The sequence below is a fragment of the Paraconexibacter sp. genome (genome assembly GCF_059438195.1).
Window position 1 is genome coordinate 1 of the sequence record NZ_JBLKKY010000087.1, and the last position, 14276, is coordinate 14276.

The following is a 14276-nucleotide window of genomic DNA, read 5'->3' on the forward strand; positions in this document are numbered from 1 at the left end:
ACGAGGCGGGAGGACCGCCACCTACAAAGTTCTACGAGCTACGGGACAACCTCCACGTCAGTGCCCGTATCGCCAGCGGCCCGTGCTCGAAGCAGCTCGCGGATCGCCGCAGCGTGCGACTCCGTCAGCCTCGCCGTGGGCTGAGCGAGCGATGCACCACGTCCGCTCGAGGGGATGTCGGCGGCGGGAGTCGCCCGCTGCTTGAGCACGGCCCGGTACACCGCTGCACCGCCGGCGAGGACGATCGCGGCGCCGACGAACGCTCGGTCGCCGTTTTCGGAGTGCGTCGGCAGGAAGCGGTGACGAGCGAGGCGTCTCAATCCTCGCGTGAGCGTTCTGTCGAGATGCTTTGTGCTGATCTCCGACGGGTCAACACGGATGCGGCCCCCGGCCTTCGCCTCGACGTCGCCGGCAACGTCGAGCGGAACCCGTAGCCAAGCCTTCGGCGCCGACCCGGCCTTCCTGGCCTCGATCTTCTTGATCGCTTCGCGCAGCCCGTTCGCCGAAACCTTGATCTGCACGACGCCCGCCGGCGACAGCTTGCCGGGGTTCTTGGGGTCGGGGCGCAGGCGCACGGCGTCAATGCCTTTGTAGTCCGGACTGTTCGGGGCCACGAGCTTGTGCCCGCTCGGTCTCCTCTCATTAAAGTCCGCGATGTCGAGCGCCTCGAACAGACGGCCTCTCACGTCGCCCCAGGCTCCGGTCTTGCTGGGGCGGTCCGCGAGGGCCTTGCGCGACCGCTTCCTGAGTTCCTTCCTCTGGAGTCGGCCGTCCGCACCTTTCTTGTCGGCGGTCGCACGGTCGCTCATCACAGCGGCGACCTTCTCATGCGGCTTCATCCCGAGCGTGATCGGGCTTGGATCCTTACGTTTCGGCATTGAATCCTCTCTGCGCACCGTCTTTGAGGGCCGCGTGGGGCGCCTGCCCTGACTGGCGCGCATACGCGGTAAACGTACCCACTGCGGGATATCCGCGCGACCGGGAGGAGAGGGGAGTTCCGCCTGGCCAATGAGGCCATATGGTGCTCATCGAAGCGCAGGCCCACGTTCCTGCTCTCGCCGGCTCGTCAAGCACGGCGGCGGCACCGCGGCAAACGAGGGCCACGCGACTCATGACGGGATGTCAAGAGCCTTGCGAGGACTCGCTCACATCTCGGCGCGAGGTCCGCGTAGACGGTGACCAGATCGCTGAGGAGCTGCGCCTGCCGACCGCGGGGCCATTGATCCGCACGGAAGCCCCATCGGGCGAACAGGGCCTGTACGGCGTTGGACGAGGACACGTGAGCAGGGTCGGCGCACCACGCAGGGTCTGACGTTCGCGCGAGGGCCGGCCACCCCGCCTGTCAGACGCCGTCCGGTCGGGCCGACCTCCCCGCATGGCGGCTTCGGACGGGAACGACGCGGACGGATGCGGCGGCTGCCTCGCCCTCATCGTGGCCTTCGCCGCGCTCTTCTCGCTCGCGGCGATCATCGACCCCTTCGCCTGGATGCCGCCGATCGGGGAGCTGTGGGCGGACTGCGACGTCGAGGACCCACCCGAGAGCTGCAACGACGAGATCCGCGACCCGATCCTCGGTCACGCGGTCGTCAACCTGGTCTACCTCGGCGCGACGCTCTACGTCCTGCTCCGCCTCGCCGAGGCGGGCGAGACGCTGCGGAGCGCGAGGCGTGCGCGCTTCGACGGTCCCGGCGAGCTCCGCACCCATCACGAGGCGAAGGTCCGGCTCGTCTGGCTCCTCATGGGGGCACTCGCCATCGCCTCGCTCCCGATCCTCGCGGCGGCCGGGTCGTGACCGAGGACCGGCTCGACCCCGAGGTCCGGGCGCGCGCAGTGGTGCAGAAGGGACGCGCGCGCGAGCTCACGCGCGGCATCGCGGCCGTCCTCGGGTGGCTCGTCGCCTCGGCCTACGCGATCGCCTACGCGGCCGACGGCCTCGGCGAGGGCGGCGCGATCGGCTCCTCGATCGCCGCGCTCGCGGTCCTCATCCTCGTGTGGGGCATCTGGCCCGTCGCCTGGTCCCCGCTCGAACGCGAGCACCGCGAGCGCGAGGCGATGTGGCAGCAGGCGCGCCCCGACGCGCTCGACGACGTCCCGTGGGAGCGGCTCGCGCCGTGGGCCCGAGCCGCCGGCGACGTCGTCGTGCTCCTCGAGCTGCGGCGGGCCGGCACGACCGAGGACGTCGCGAGCCCGTACACGCTGCGCGAGCGGAGACGGGTCGACGGGACCGATCCCGAGGCCGCCGCCGAGGCGATGCAGCGCCTGCGCAGCGAGCTCGCGACGCGCGAGGAGCAGGCCCGCGCGGCGTACGAGAGCTCGATCGTGCGCGAGGAGCAGGAGGCGCACGAGGCCGCGCTGCGCGAGATCGACGACGCCGCCGCGGCCGAGATCGCGGCCCGCGAGGCGGCGGTGCGCGAGGAGATGGCAGCGGAGGAGGCGCAGGAGCGCCGGCGGGAGGCCGAGGCGCTCGCGCGGTCGCTGCGCAAGCCGTGACGGGACCGTCCCGGCGGACGAATCGCCGTCACCCGGACAGCTTCTCGACCCGACCGTCGTCGCTCACCGTGTCCACGTCGATCCGCAGAGCGTCGCGAACGTGGGGCGGGACCCGTCGAGCCGCGCCCTCGGAGCCGACAGGGACCACGACCGCGAACCTCGCGTTCGCGTCGTCTGTCCGCTCGCGGATCATGCGGCGCAAGAGCTGCCCGTAGAGAGTGTCGAGCCCCGCCCCCGGCCGGCTCTTCGTGCGCCCCTTCACCTCTGCGTAGATCGTCTCGTCGCCGCGGCGGGCGACGACGTCCACGTGCTCCTCCTCCGTGCTCGTCGTCCACCCGTGATCCTCGAGCCAGCCACGGAAGGCGGGGACGACGACATCTCGTTCATGCCACGCGATGTCCGAGGACCAGAACGCCACTCCGCGAATCTATCGCTGGTCCTTCTCCGTGCCGGCCCACGCGTTCAGGCAATCAGCGGATGCGCCGCCGGGACGTACCTGGCCTGCAACGCCGCCACGCTCGTCGGCGGCGTGACGAGCCGGACCGCACCTCGCGGGGTCCCGACCGACGCGGCCAGCGCACCGAACGACCACGGCCTCCACCCGTCGTCGGCGCGGACGAGCAGCCCGCCGTCCCCGTCGAGGACGACAACCCCCACCGGAAGCGACGACGGGTCCTCGACCCCGTGCAGCAACCTCGACTCCTCCACCGGCGCTCGCCGCCGCGACCGCGGCCGCAGCCGCTCCCCGTGCAGCCGGCGGTCGAGATCACGCGCCGCAGGACGCTCGACCCCCAGCCCCTCGGCGACCGCATCGGCGTACGCGCTCGCATCCGCGTGGCGGCACTCGAAGCACGGCCGGTGCCCGGCGGCGAGCGCCGTCGCCTCGTCGCGGAAGAAGAGCGACGTGTACTTGCCCACGGGGAAGATCGCGCGCCGCCGACCCTTGAACTCCGTGCGGCAGATGATCCAGTTCTGGTGACCCCACCCCGCGACGATCTGCTGCTCGTCGTCGTGCAGGATGCCGCGGTTGCCGAACGCGGTCCCGCGCTCGGGGACGGCGTGCAGACGGCCGAGCGGGTCGACGCGGACGGGGTGAGGCATCGCCGCACCCTGTCATCCGCGGACGACGACGCGCCTCGGCCCGCGACGCCCCCTCAGGCCGACGCGTTCTTGTAGTACCCCGCGTTGATCTCGATGTACTTCGTCCACTCCTCGGGGACCTGGTCCTCGGGGGTGATGGCGTCGACGGGGCACGCCTCGACGCAGGCGTCGCAGTCGATGCACTCCTCGGGATCGATGTAGAGCTGGTCGTGCTTGTCGAAGCCGGGCTCGTCGGGCGTGGGGTGGATGCAGTCCACCGGGCACACCTCGACGCACGAGGTGTCCTTCGTGCCGATGCACGGCTCGTTGATCACGTAGGCCATCCCTGCGTCCTCCTTTTTATCCAGTGGGAGTGGAGAAAGTAGCAGGGCGCGGGTGGTTTTCCCAGGACCACTGTGACAAGCTGGGCAGGTGGACGTCTCACCCCCAGCCGGAGACGTGCTCGCGCAGCCGACGCGGTCGCGGCTCTTCGCCCTTCTCAACGAGCTGCGCCGGCCGGCGCCGACCGAGGAGCTCGCGGAGCGCCTCGGACTCCACCCCAACGGCGTGCGGCTGCACCTCGAGCGCCTGCACGACGCCGGGCTCGTGCGGCGCGAGCGCGAGCGTCAGGCCCGGGGACGCCCGCGCGACGCGTGGGTCATCAGCCCGGACGCGCACCCCGGCGGGGACTCTCCGACCGGCTACGCCGAGCTCACGCGCTGGCTCGTGCGCTCGCTCGCGGCGACGCGCACGCGCGTCCGCGACGTCGAGGCGACCGGCCGCGACGTCGGTCGCGAGATCGCGGCCGGCTGCGAGGGACCCAGCTGCGGCGAGGCGCGCATGCACGACATGCTCGCGACGCTCGGCTTCCAGCCCGTCCGCGACCTCGTCGCCGACGACCGGCTCACCTACCGCCTGCGCAACTGCCCGTACCGCGAGGCCGTCCGCGAGGGCCAGTCCCTCGTCTGCGGACTGCACCGCGGCCTCACGCGCGGCATGCTCGACGCGCTCGACCCGTCGACGAAGCTCACCGGATTCGTCGCGAAGGACCCCGACGAGGCCGGCTGCCTCATCGAGCTGCGCGGCCCGATGGCGCTCGAGGCCGCCGACGCGGAGGGATCGCGGTGAAGCGCCACGAGGCCCTCGCGTCCCTCTCGCGCGACCACCACCAGGCGCTCTTCGTCGCCCTCCAGCTCCGCCGCGCCGACGACGGCACCGCCGCCGAGGAGCGCGCGCGGTTCCTCGACTTCTGGGACGGCCACGGGCACGGCCACTTCCAGCTCGAGGAGGAGGTCCTCCTCCCCGGCTTCGCGGCCTACGGGGACTCGCACGACCCCCTCGTCCTGCGCGCGCTCGGCGACCACGTCGCGATCCGCCACCGCGCCGCTCGCCTCGCCGAGCAGCCGGACGCGAGCGTCGAGGACCTCCACGAGCTCGGCGAGCGCCTCTCGGCGCACGTCCGCCTGGAGGAGCGCGAGCTCTTCCCGCTCATCGAGCAGACGCTGCCCGAGGACGCGCTCGCCGCCCTCGCCCGGGAGCTCGGCGACCGCGAGTGCGGAGCCGACTAGGCTCGTTTTTCACAGATTCACTGTGTAAACTCTCGGGTGCCTTCAACCCGTCCGAGAGAAAGGGACCGCCATGTCCGCCACCGACCACGCCCCGACCCTCGGCGAGCTGGTCGTCGAGCAGCCGCGCGCCGCCGCGCTGTTCGAGCGCCTCGGCCTCGACTACTGCTGCGGCGGTGGTCACACCCTCGAGGAGGCCTGCGCGCAGCGCGGCCTCGACGCGACGACCGTGCGGACGCTGATCGACGCCCTCGCCGGCGAGCCCGACGACAGGAGCCTCGACGCCCACGACCTCTCGGGCGCGACGATCGACGAGATCTGCGACCACATCGTCACCCAGCACCACGGGCCCCTGCACGCCGAGCTCCAGCGCATCTCGAAGCTGCTCGCCACCGTCGTGCGCGTGCACGGCGCCGACCGTCCCGCGCTGCACGAGCTGCAGGCGCTCTTCGCCGCGACGCGGGAGGACCTCGAGACCCACGTCGAGCTCGAGGAGCGGACGGTCTTCCCCGCGTGCCGGGCGATCGCGGCGGGCGCCGGCGCGACCGCGGATCCCGAGCTGCTCCACCACCTCGAGGACGACCGCACCGCGGCCGGCGAGGCGCTCGTCGCCCTGCGCGAGCTCGCCGGGGACTACCGCACCGACACGGCGCTGTGCGCGACCCACCGCGCGCTCCTCGAGGCGCTGCGCGACTTCGAGGCGGGCCTGCACCAGCACATCCACGAGGAGAACAACGTCCTGTTCCCGCGCGTGCGGGCGAGGCTCGCGGCGTGAGCTGACCGAGCAGCGAGGACGTCACACGACCCGGAGGTCCGTCTGAGCGAAGTCGTCCCCCTTGAAGAGGAGGGGAACGTCCGCCAGCGACGCCGTCGCGTACGCGAAGCAACTCCCGAAGTTGAGGGCAGCCGGGTGCCGTCCCCTCCCGAACCGCCGCCACGCGCCGACAGCGAGACCGACGAGAGCGTCGCTGCGTAGACCGGCCGCGCGATCACCCCGGGAGTCGCCCCGAGCCGTAGCCCAGGATCTCGTCCTCGGAGCGCGGGTCGACGGTCGGCCTTGAACGACCCCGAGCGATGATCGCCTCGAGCCCGGGCGCATCGACTTGCGACCGGCGACGCAGCGCGGCCAGCCGCTGCTCGATCGCCTCTCGCACCGCCGTGGTGACGGGCAGCCCAGAGAGCTGCGCGAGCTCGCGGGCGAGACGGTCGGTCTCCGGGTCCCTGATGATGAGGGCCACGACGGAAGAGTAGCCGGGGGCTCCCGCGACAGCCGCCCCGTCAGACCCCCTCCCCGCCGCCCGACCTGAGATCGTCGGACCCGCCGCCGCCCGATGCTCCATCTCCACCGCTCCTCCTCCCCCGCCGCGCTCGTCGCCGCCCTCGGCGACCTCCTCACCGACGCGCCCGCCGATCCCTTCGCGCGCGAGCTCATCGCGGTCCCGACGCGCGGGGTCGAGCGGTGGATCACGCAGACGCTGTCGGACCGGCTCGGGGTCGTCGCGAACGTCGAGTTCCCGTCACCGCGGCAGGTGACCGAGGCGGCCGTCGCGGTCGCGTGCGACCTCGCGCCCGACACCGACCCGTGGGCGCACGAGCGGCCGCTGTGGCCGCTGCTCGAGCTCGTCGACGCGCACATCGGCGACCCCTGGCTCGAGACGCTCGCCGAGCACGTGAAGGACTCGACCGCCGCCTCGCCCGACGACGAGCCCCGCCGGCTCGTCGCGACGCGGCATCTCGCGCGGCTCTACGACCGCTACGCGCTGCACCGTCCCGAGATGCTGCGCGCGTGGCTCGACGGTCGGGACGTCGACGGCTCGCTCGCGCCGCTCGCGCCCGAGGCGAGCTGGAAGGCCGAGCTCTACCGCCGCCTGCGCGAGCGGATCGGCTCACCCGGACCGGCCGAGCGGCTCACCACGGCGACGGCCCGCCTCGCGGACGAGCCCGCGCTCCTCGCCGACGCGCTCCCGCCCCGCCTCGCCGTCTTCGGCCTCACGCGCCTGCCGCCCGCGCACCTCGACGTCCTGCGCGCGATCGCGCACCACCGCGACGTCCACCTCTTCCTCCTGCATCCCTCGCCGGCGCTGTGGGACCGCGTGCAGCCCCACACGCAGGCGGCCGACCGCACGACGCCTCGCCCCGGCGACCCCACCGCGACGCTGCCGCACAACCGCCTCCTCGGCTCGTGGGGACGCGATGCGCGCGAGCTGCAGCTCGTCGCCGGCCCGGCGGACGGCGAGCACGCGCACGAGCCCGCCGACACCGACCCCGGCGTCGACGACGGCGCCACAGGGCTCCTCCACCGCCTCCAGTCCGACATCCGCGCCGACCGCCCGCCGGGCGGGGCGGGGCCCGATCGGGACGACCGCCCGCCCCTCCACGAGCACGACCGCTCCCTCGAGATCCACTCCTGCCACGGCAAGGCCCGCCAGGTCGAGGTCCTGCGCGACGTCATCCTCCACGCCCTCGCCGAGGACCCCTCGCTCGAGCCGCGCGACGTCGTCGTCATGTGCCCCGACATCGAGAGCTTCGCCCCGCTCGTCCAGGCGACCTTCGGCGTCGGCGACATCACCGACCCCGACGAGGACGACGAGCCCGGCGCGCAGAGGCACGACCTCCGCGTCCGCCTCGCCGACCGCGCCCTGCGCCAGACCAACGCGATCCTCGGCACGATCGACCGCCTCCTCGCGCTCGCCGACGCGCGCCTCACCGCCTCGCAGGTCCTCGACCTCGCCGACCGCGCCCCCGTCCGCCGCCGCTTCGGCCTCGACGACGACGACCTCTCGCGCATCGAGGAGTGGATCGGCGACAGCGGCGTGCGCTGGGGGCTCGACGCGGCGCACCGCGCCCCGTTCAAGCTCACGAAGCTCGACGCGAACACCTGGCGCGCCGGGCTCGACCGCCTGCTCCTCGGCGCGACGATGACCGAGCACGACGCGCCGCGCCTCTACGCCGACGTCCTCCCGCTCGACGACGTCGACTCCGGCGCGATCGGCCTCGCCGGCCGCCTCGCCGAGCTGCTCGACCGCCTGCAGACGACCGTCGACCGCTTCGCCGCCGCCCGTCCCATCGCCGAGTGGGCGACCGAGCTGCGCCACGCCGCCGACCTCCTCACCGCGACCTCGCCCTCGACCGCCTGGCAGCGCGACGAGCTCGACCGCCTCCTCGCCGACCTGCAGGAGGACGCCGCCCACGCGCCCGACCCGCCGCTCGCGCTCGCCGAGATCCGCGACCTCCTCGACGACCGCCTCAAGGGCCGCCCGACGCGCGCGAACTTCCGCACCGGCCACCTCACCTTCTGCACGCTCCTGCCGATGCGGTCGGTCCCGCACCGCGTCGTCTGCCTCCTCGGCCTCGACGACGCGACCTTCCCGCGCAAGGCCCCGCGCGACGGCGACGACCTCATCGCCGCGGACCCGCACGTCGGCGACCACGACGGCCGCTCCGAGGACCGCCAGATGCTCCTCGACGCCCTCCTCGCGGCCGGCGACAAGCTCGTCATCACCTACTCGGGGGCCGACGAGCGCACGAACGCGACGCTGCCCCCGGCGGTCCCGGTCGGCGAGCTGCTCGACACGATCGACCAGACCGTGCGACACCCGTCGCAGCCGGACGCCACTGCGCGCGAGGCGATCACGACCCAGCACCCGCTCCAGCCGTTCGACCCGCGCGCCTACGCCGACGAGGCGCTCGGCCGCCCGGGACCCTTCTCCTTCGACGCCGTCACCCTCGACGGCGCCCGCGCGCTCCTCGGCGACCGCGCCGAGCCCGGCCCGCTCCTCGGTGGCCCGCTCCCGCCGCCCGACGCCGACGTCCTGAGCCTCGACGACCTCGTCGCCTTCGTCCAGCACCCCGCGAAGGCGTTCCTCAAGCAGCGCCTCGGCATCACGCTCTCGACCCGCGACGACGCGCTCTCCGACGCGATCCCCGTCGAGCTCGACCCGCTCGAGCAGTGGGCGGTCGCCGACCGCCTCCTGCGCGCCCGCCTCGCCGGCCGCCCGTGGGACGCCGTCCTCGCCGCCGAGCGCGCCCGCGGCGACCTGCCGCCCGGCACGCTCGCCGACGCCGCGCTCGACGCCGTCCGCCCGCGCATCGACGCGATCCTCGCCGCCGTCGCCGACGAGCTGCCCGCCACCGACGCGCCCTCCTCGCTCGACGCGCACGTCCGCCTGCCGGACGGCCGCACGCTCTCGGGGACCGTCCCCGGCCTGCGCGGGGACTGCGTCGCGGCGGTCATCCCCTCGCGCGTCGGGCCGAAGCACCGGCTCGCCGCCTGGGTGCGGCTGCTCGCGCTCACCGCGACGGCGCCCGACCGTCCGCTCACCGCGGTGACGATCGGCCGCGCGCGCTCGGGCGCCCCCGGCCGCGCGACCGCGACGACGTGCCGCGTCGACCCGCTCGGGCCGGACGCCGCGACGCGCCGCGCCGCCGCCCTCGACCAGCTGCAGCGACCTCTACGACCGCGGCATGCGCGAGCCCGCGCCGCTCGCCTGCGCGACGAGCCACGCCTACGCGGCCGCGGTCGCGCGCGGCCACAAGCCGCACAAGCCCGCCGACCGCGAGTGGACGTCCACCTACGACTTCAAGCGCGAGGACGAGGAGCCCGAGCACCGCCGGCTCCTCGGCGGCGTCCTCGCGCTCGACGACCTCCTGCGCGATCGCGCCCGCGCCGACGAGTCGGGCGGCGACTGGCCGTCCTCGGAGGACTCGCGGTTCGGCCGCTGGTCGGTGCGGCTCTGGCAGGGGCTCCTCGCCGCCGAGGCGGTGAGCGACCGGTGAGCGAGGACGGCGCCTTCGACCTCACGGGCCCGCTCCCGCGCGGCCTCACCGTCCTCGAGGCCTCGGCGGGGACCGGCAAGACGTTCGCGATCGCGGCGCTCGCGACGCGGTTCGTCGCCGAGGGGACGCCGCTGCAGGACATCCTCGCGATCACGTTCACGCGCATGGCGACCGGCGAGCTGCGCGAACGCGTCCGCGACCGGCTCGTCACCGCCGAGCGCGCGCTCACCGCGGTCGTCGGCGGGGCGGCGCCGCCGGAGGGCGACGAGGTCATCGCGACGCTCGCCGACGCGCCGGCCGACGAGGTCCGCGCGCGCCGCGACCGGCTCGCCCGCGCGGTCGCGGACTTCGACGCGGCGACGATCACGACGACCCACGGCTTCTGCCTCGAGGCGCTCGCGAGTCTCGGCTTCGCGGGCGACGTCGCGCCGGACTGCACGTTCGTCGAGGACGTCGAGGACCTCATCGACGAGGTCGTCGACGACCTCTACGTGCGGCGCTTCCACGGCAGGCCGCGCGCGTTCGGCCGCGGGGAGGCGGGCGAGATCGTCCGCGAGGCGCTGCGCAACCCGGCCGCGGCGCTCGAGCCGGCCGACGCGCCCGACGACTCGATCGCCGCGATGCGCGTCCGCCTCGCGGACGTCGCCCGCGGCGAGCTCGACCGCCGCAAGCTCGCCGCGCAGGTGATGACCTACGACGACCTCCTCACCCGGCTCGACGCGGCGCTGCGCGGCCCGGGCGGCGCGACGGTCGCGCAGCGGCTGCGCTCGCGGTACTCGGTCGTCCTCGTCGACGAGTTCCAGGACACCGACCCGGTGCAGTGGAGCATCATGCGCGAGGCGTTCGTCCACCCCGACGCGACGCTCGTCCTCATCGGGGACCCCAAGCAGGCGATCTACGCCTTCCGCGGCGCAGACGTCTACGCCTACCTGCAGGCCGCGCGCGACGTCGAGCCGTCGCGGCTGGCGACGAACTGGCGCAGCGACGGCGGGCTCATCGCCGCCTACGACGCGCTCTTCGGCCGCGCGCAGCTCGGCCACCCGCAGATCGCCTACCGCGAGGTGCGACCGACGCCGCGCAACGAGCGGCCGCGGCTGCACGGCGCGCCCGACCCGGCGGCGCTGCGCGTCCGGGTCGTCGAGCGGGCGGCCCCGACGGTCGGCGAGACGCCGAAGGGCTACGCGCGGGCGCCCGCCGCGCGCGAGCACATCGCGTCCGACCTCGCCGACGACGTCGTCGCGCTGCTGCGCTCGGGCGCGGAGATCGAGCGGCGGGACGCCTCGGGGACGACGGTCGACCGCGCGCCCGTGCGACCCGGGGACATCGCGGTGCTCGTGCGCGTCAACCGCGACGCGGCGCTCGTGCGGGCCGCGCTCGAGCGGGCCGACGTCCCGGCGGTGATGGGCGGGGCGGGGTCGGTGTTCGCGGGCGAGGCGGCCGAGCAGTGGCTCGCGCTCCTCGACGCGATCGAGCAGCCGACGTCGATCGCCCGCGCGCATGCCGTCGCGCTCACGTCGTTCGTCGGCTGGGAGGCCGAGCGCGTCGCGACCGCGACCGAGGAGGACTGGGAGGCCGTCCACCGGCGACTGCACGCGTGGGCCGCGGTCCTGCGCACGCGCGGCGTCGCGTCGCTCGTCGAGGCGATCTCGCGGCGCGAGCGGCTGCCCGAGCGGGTCCTGCGCACGCTCGGCGGGGAGCGCGTCCTCACCGACCTGCGCCACATCGGCCAGCTGCTGCACCGGGCGGCGACCGAGGACCACCTCGGGGTCGCGGCGCTCGCGGCGTGGCTGCGCCGCCGCATCGCCGACGCCGCCCGCGACGCCGACGAGGAGCGGTCGCTGCGGCTCGAGTCCGACGCGGCCGCCGTCCAGATCCTCACGATCCACCGCTCGAAGGGGCTCGAGTTCCCGATCGTCTACTGCCCGTACCTGTGGAGCCCGTCGTGGATCCCGCGGGGCGCGCACCCGATCGCGTTCCACGACCCCGACCACGACGACCGCCACGCGCTCGACGTCGGCCTCGACGGGCCGCAGCTCGGCCGCCACCAGCGGCTGCACCGCGAAGAGACGCGGGGCGAGGACCTGCGCCTCGCCTACGTCGCGCTCACGCGCGCCTGCCACCAGGCGGTCGTGTGGTGGGCGGGGTCGTTCGACTCGCGCGACTCGCCGCTCGGCCGGCTCGTGTTCGACCGCGCGCAGGACGGGACGGTCCCTGCGAACGGGGCGGCGGTCCCGCAGGACCAGCGCGCGTGGGAGCGCTTCGAGGAGATCGCCGGCCGCGCGCCGGACGGGTGCGTGAGCGTCGCGTGGGCGCGGTTCGGCGACGAGCGGTTCTGGGAGGGCGGGGAGCGTCCCGCCCCGCCGGCGCTCTCGGCGGCCGTCTTCGACCGCGACGTCGACCGCACCTGGCGGCGCACGTCGTACAGCGACATGACGGCGGCGCACGGCGACGAGGCGCGGGTGGGCAGCGAGCCGGAGGCCATGCGAGAGCGCGACGAGCCGGCCGACGACGACGAGCGCGTCGCTGAGCCTCCGCCGCCGGGCGCCTCGCTCGAGGACGACCTGCTGCTCGGGGTCCCGTCGCTGCTCGCCGACATGCCGGGCGGGACCGCGGTCGGCTCGCTCGTCCACGACGTCTTCGAGCGCGCGGACTTCGCGGCGCCGGACCTGCTCGGCGAGGTGCGCGCGCAGCTCGGGGCGGCCCGGGCGCGGCGTCCCGTCGACATCGGGGACGAGGAGGTCGCGGCGGCCGGGCTCGCGGCGGCGATCGGGACGCCGCTCGGGCCGCTGCTTGGCGACCTTCGGCTGCGCGACGTCGAGCGGGCCGACCGGCTCGACGAGATGGCCTTCGAGCTGCCGCTGTGCGGCGGCGAGGCGCCGCGGGCGGGCGCCGCGCTCACGCCGGGGGCGATCGGGGCGGTGCTCCGCGCGCACCTGCCGGACGGCGATCCGCTGCGGGCCTACGCCGAGCGGCTCGACGACCCGCGCCTGCGCGCGCGGGTGCGCGGGTACCTCACGGGGTCGATCGACCTCGCGTTCCGGACCGGCGACGGCCGCTACGCGATCGTCGACTACAAGACGAACCGGCTCGGCGACTGGACGCGCCCACTCACGGCGTGGGACCACCGTCCGGCCGCGATCACGGCGGAGATGCACCGCTCGCACTACGCGCTGCAGGGCCTGCTCTACACGGTCGCGCTGCACCGCTACCTGCGGCTGCGGGTGCCCGACCACGACCCGGACCGCGACCTCGCCGGGGTCTTCTACCTCTTCGTGCGCGGCATGCGCGGGCCCGACACGCCGCGGGTGGACGGCGTGCCGTGCGGTGTCTTCGCGTGGCGGCCACCGGGCGCGCTCGTCTCGGCGCTGAGCGACGTCCTCGAGTCGGGGGAGGTGACGGCGTGACGACGGTCGACCCCAGCGCGGACCCGTTCGCGGCGCGGCTCGCCCACCGCGCCGAGGGGCTGCTCGCCGCGTTCAACGCCGCGGGAGTGCTCGACGCGGCCGACGTCCACGTCGCCCGGCGGCTCGGGGCGCTCGGCGGCGAGGACGACGAGACCGTGCTCCTCGCCTGTGCGCTCGCGGTGCGCGGGCCGCGGGTCGGGCACGTCCTCACGGACCTCGCGACGATCGCGGACACCGCGGCGGTCGAGACCGACGTCCCGGTCGATCTCGCGGCGCTCGACTGGCCGGCGGCGGAGGGGTGGGTCGCGGCGGTCGCGGCCAGCCCGCTCGTCGCGGTGGGCGACGAGGAGCGGGCGGGCGAGGAGGCGCGGCCGCTGCGTCTCGTCGGCACGCACGTCTACCTCGACCGGTACTGGCGCGAGGAGCGGCGGGTCGCCGACGACCTCCTCGCGCTGGCGGCGGCGGCGCCCGGCGAGGTGGACGGGGGTGCGGTGAGCGCGTCGCTTGCGCGGCTCTTCCCGGGCGAGGAGGCGTCGGGACGGCAGGCGGCCGCGGCGAGGGCGGCGGTCGAGCGGCGGCTCACGGTCATCGCGGGCGGGCCGGGGACGGGGAAGACGACGACGGTCGGGAAGATCGTCGCTCTCCTGCAGGAGGAGGCGGAGGCGCGCGGGGCCGAGCCGCCGCTCATCGCGCTGGCCGCCCCGACGGGCAAGGCGGCCGCGCGGCTCGGCGAGGCGGTCGGGCAGCCGGCGTCCACCCTGCATCGCCTGCTCGGCTGGAAGCCGGGGAGCCACAGCCGCTTCCGCCACGACCGGGACAACCGGCTGCCGCACGACGTCGTCATCGTCGACGAGACGTCGATGATCTCGCTGTCGCTCATGGCGCGGCTCGTCGAGGCGATCCGGCCGGACGCGCGCCTCGTCCTCGTCGGCGACCCCGACCAGCTCACCTCGATCGAGGC

Annotated in this window: 12 protein-coding genes and 1 pseudogene; 7 read left to right on the forward strand and 6 right to left on the reverse strand. The window is 74.8% G+C overall.

Features of this window, described 5'->3' with window-relative positions; genetic code table 11:
* Positions 1 to 38: 38 nt before the first annotated feature.
* Positions 39 to 878, reverse strand: a complete 840-nt coding sequence (locus ACME2J_RS20130) for a hypothetical protein (protein WP_495546735.1) — start codon at positions 876 to 878, stop codon at positions 39 to 41.
* Positions 879 to 1375: 497 nt separating this feature from the next.
* On the opposite strand from ACME2J_RS20130, the gene ACME2J_RS20135 reads away from it, so the two are divergent.
* On the forward strand, positions 1376 to 1792 hold the full coding sequence (locus ACME2J_RS20135; RefSeq protein WP_495546736.1) for a hypothetical protein: 417 nt from the start codon (positions 1376 to 1378) through the stop codon (positions 1790 to 1792).
* Positions 1789 to 2490, forward strand: a complete 702-nt coding sequence (locus tag ACME2J_RS20140) for a hypothetical protein (protein WP_495546737.1) — start codon at positions 1789 to 1791, stop codon at positions 2488 to 2490. Before ACME2J_RS20135 ends, ACME2J_RS20140 begins: the two co-directional genes overlap by 4 nt.
* A gap of 28 nt (positions 2491 to 2518) precedes the next feature.
* On the opposite strand, the gene ACME2J_RS20145 is transcribed toward ACME2J_RS20140, so the two are convergent.
* From ACME2J_RS20145 to ACME2J_RS20155, 3 genes are read right to left on the reverse strand one after another with little or no spacing between them, the layout of a single operon-like run.
* Entirely contained in the window at positions 2519 to 2908 is a 390-nt protein-coding gene (locus ACME2J_RS20145; RefSeq protein WP_495546738.1) for a hypothetical protein, read from the reverse strand.
* A gap of 44 nt (positions 2909 to 2952) precedes the next feature.
* Positions 2953 to 3591, reverse strand: a complete 639-nt coding sequence (locus tag ACME2J_RS20150; protein WP_495546739.1) for a hypothetical protein — start codon at positions 3589 to 3591, stop codon at positions 2953 to 2955.
* A 53-nt stretch (positions 3592 to 3644) separates the two neighbouring features.
* Positions 3645 to 3914, reverse strand: coding sequence for a 4Fe-4S dicluster domain-containing protein (locus ACME2J_RS20155; protein WP_495546740.1), 270 nt, complete (start codon positions 3912 to 3914; stop codon positions 3645 to 3647).
* A gap of 88 nt (positions 3915 to 4002) precedes the next feature.
* Here ACME2J_RS20155 and ACME2J_RS20160 point away from each other — a divergent pair, with 88 nt between their 5' ends.
* The 3 genes from ACME2J_RS20160 to ACME2J_RS20170 all read left to right on the forward strand — a co-directional run bounded on the left by ACME2J_RS20160 (position 4003) and on the right by ACME2J_RS20170 (position 5910).
* On the forward strand, positions 4003 to 4698 hold the full coding sequence (locus ACME2J_RS20160; RefSeq protein ID WP_495546741.1) for a helix-turn-helix transcriptional regulator: 696 nt from the start codon (positions 4003 to 4005) through the stop codon (positions 4696 to 4698).
* A complete protein-coding gene (locus ACME2J_RS20165) occupies positions 4695 to 5138 on the forward strand; it encodes a hemerythrin domain-containing protein (protein ID WP_495546742.1) in 444 nt (147 codons plus the stop codon). Before ACME2J_RS20160 ends, ACME2J_RS20165 begins: the two co-directional genes overlap by 4 nt.
* 70 nt (positions 5139 to 5208) lie before the next feature.
* Positions 5209 to 5910 (forward strand): DUF542 domain-containing protein, encoded by a 702-nt coding sequence (locus ACME2J_RS20170; protein ID WP_495546743.1) that lies wholly within the window; start codon positions 5209 to 5211, stop codon positions 5908 to 5910.
* A gap of 21 nt (positions 5911 to 5931) precedes the next feature.
* Here ACME2J_RS20170 and ACME2J_RS20175 read toward each other — a convergent pair.
* Positions 5932 to 6075, reverse strand: a pseudogene (locus tag ACME2J_RS20175) (type II toxin-antitoxin system VapC family toxin); the annotation flags it as partial.
* Positions 6076 to 6124: 49 nt separating this feature from the next.
* Positions 6125 to 6373 carry a type II toxin-antitoxin system VapB family antitoxin gene (locus ACME2J_RS20180; protein ID WP_495546744.1) on the reverse strand — a complete coding sequence of 83 codons (249 nt, stop codon included), beginning with the start codon at positions 6371 to 6373 and terminating at the stop codon, positions 6125 to 6127.
* 93 nt (positions 6374 to 6466) lie between these two features.
* Here ACME2J_RS20180 and recC point away from each other — a divergent pair, with 93 nt between their 5' ends.
* Entirely contained in the window at positions 6467 to 13315 is a 6849-nt protein-coding gene (gene recC / locus ACME2J_RS20185) for an exodeoxyribonuclease V subunit gamma (protein ID WP_495546745.1), read from the forward strand.
* Positions 13312 to 14276: AAA family ATPase (locus ACME2J_RS20190; RefSeq protein WP_495546746.1), on the forward strand; the 965-nt coding region annotated here is incomplete at its 3' end. The genes recC and ACME2J_RS20190, both read left to right, overlap by 4 nt.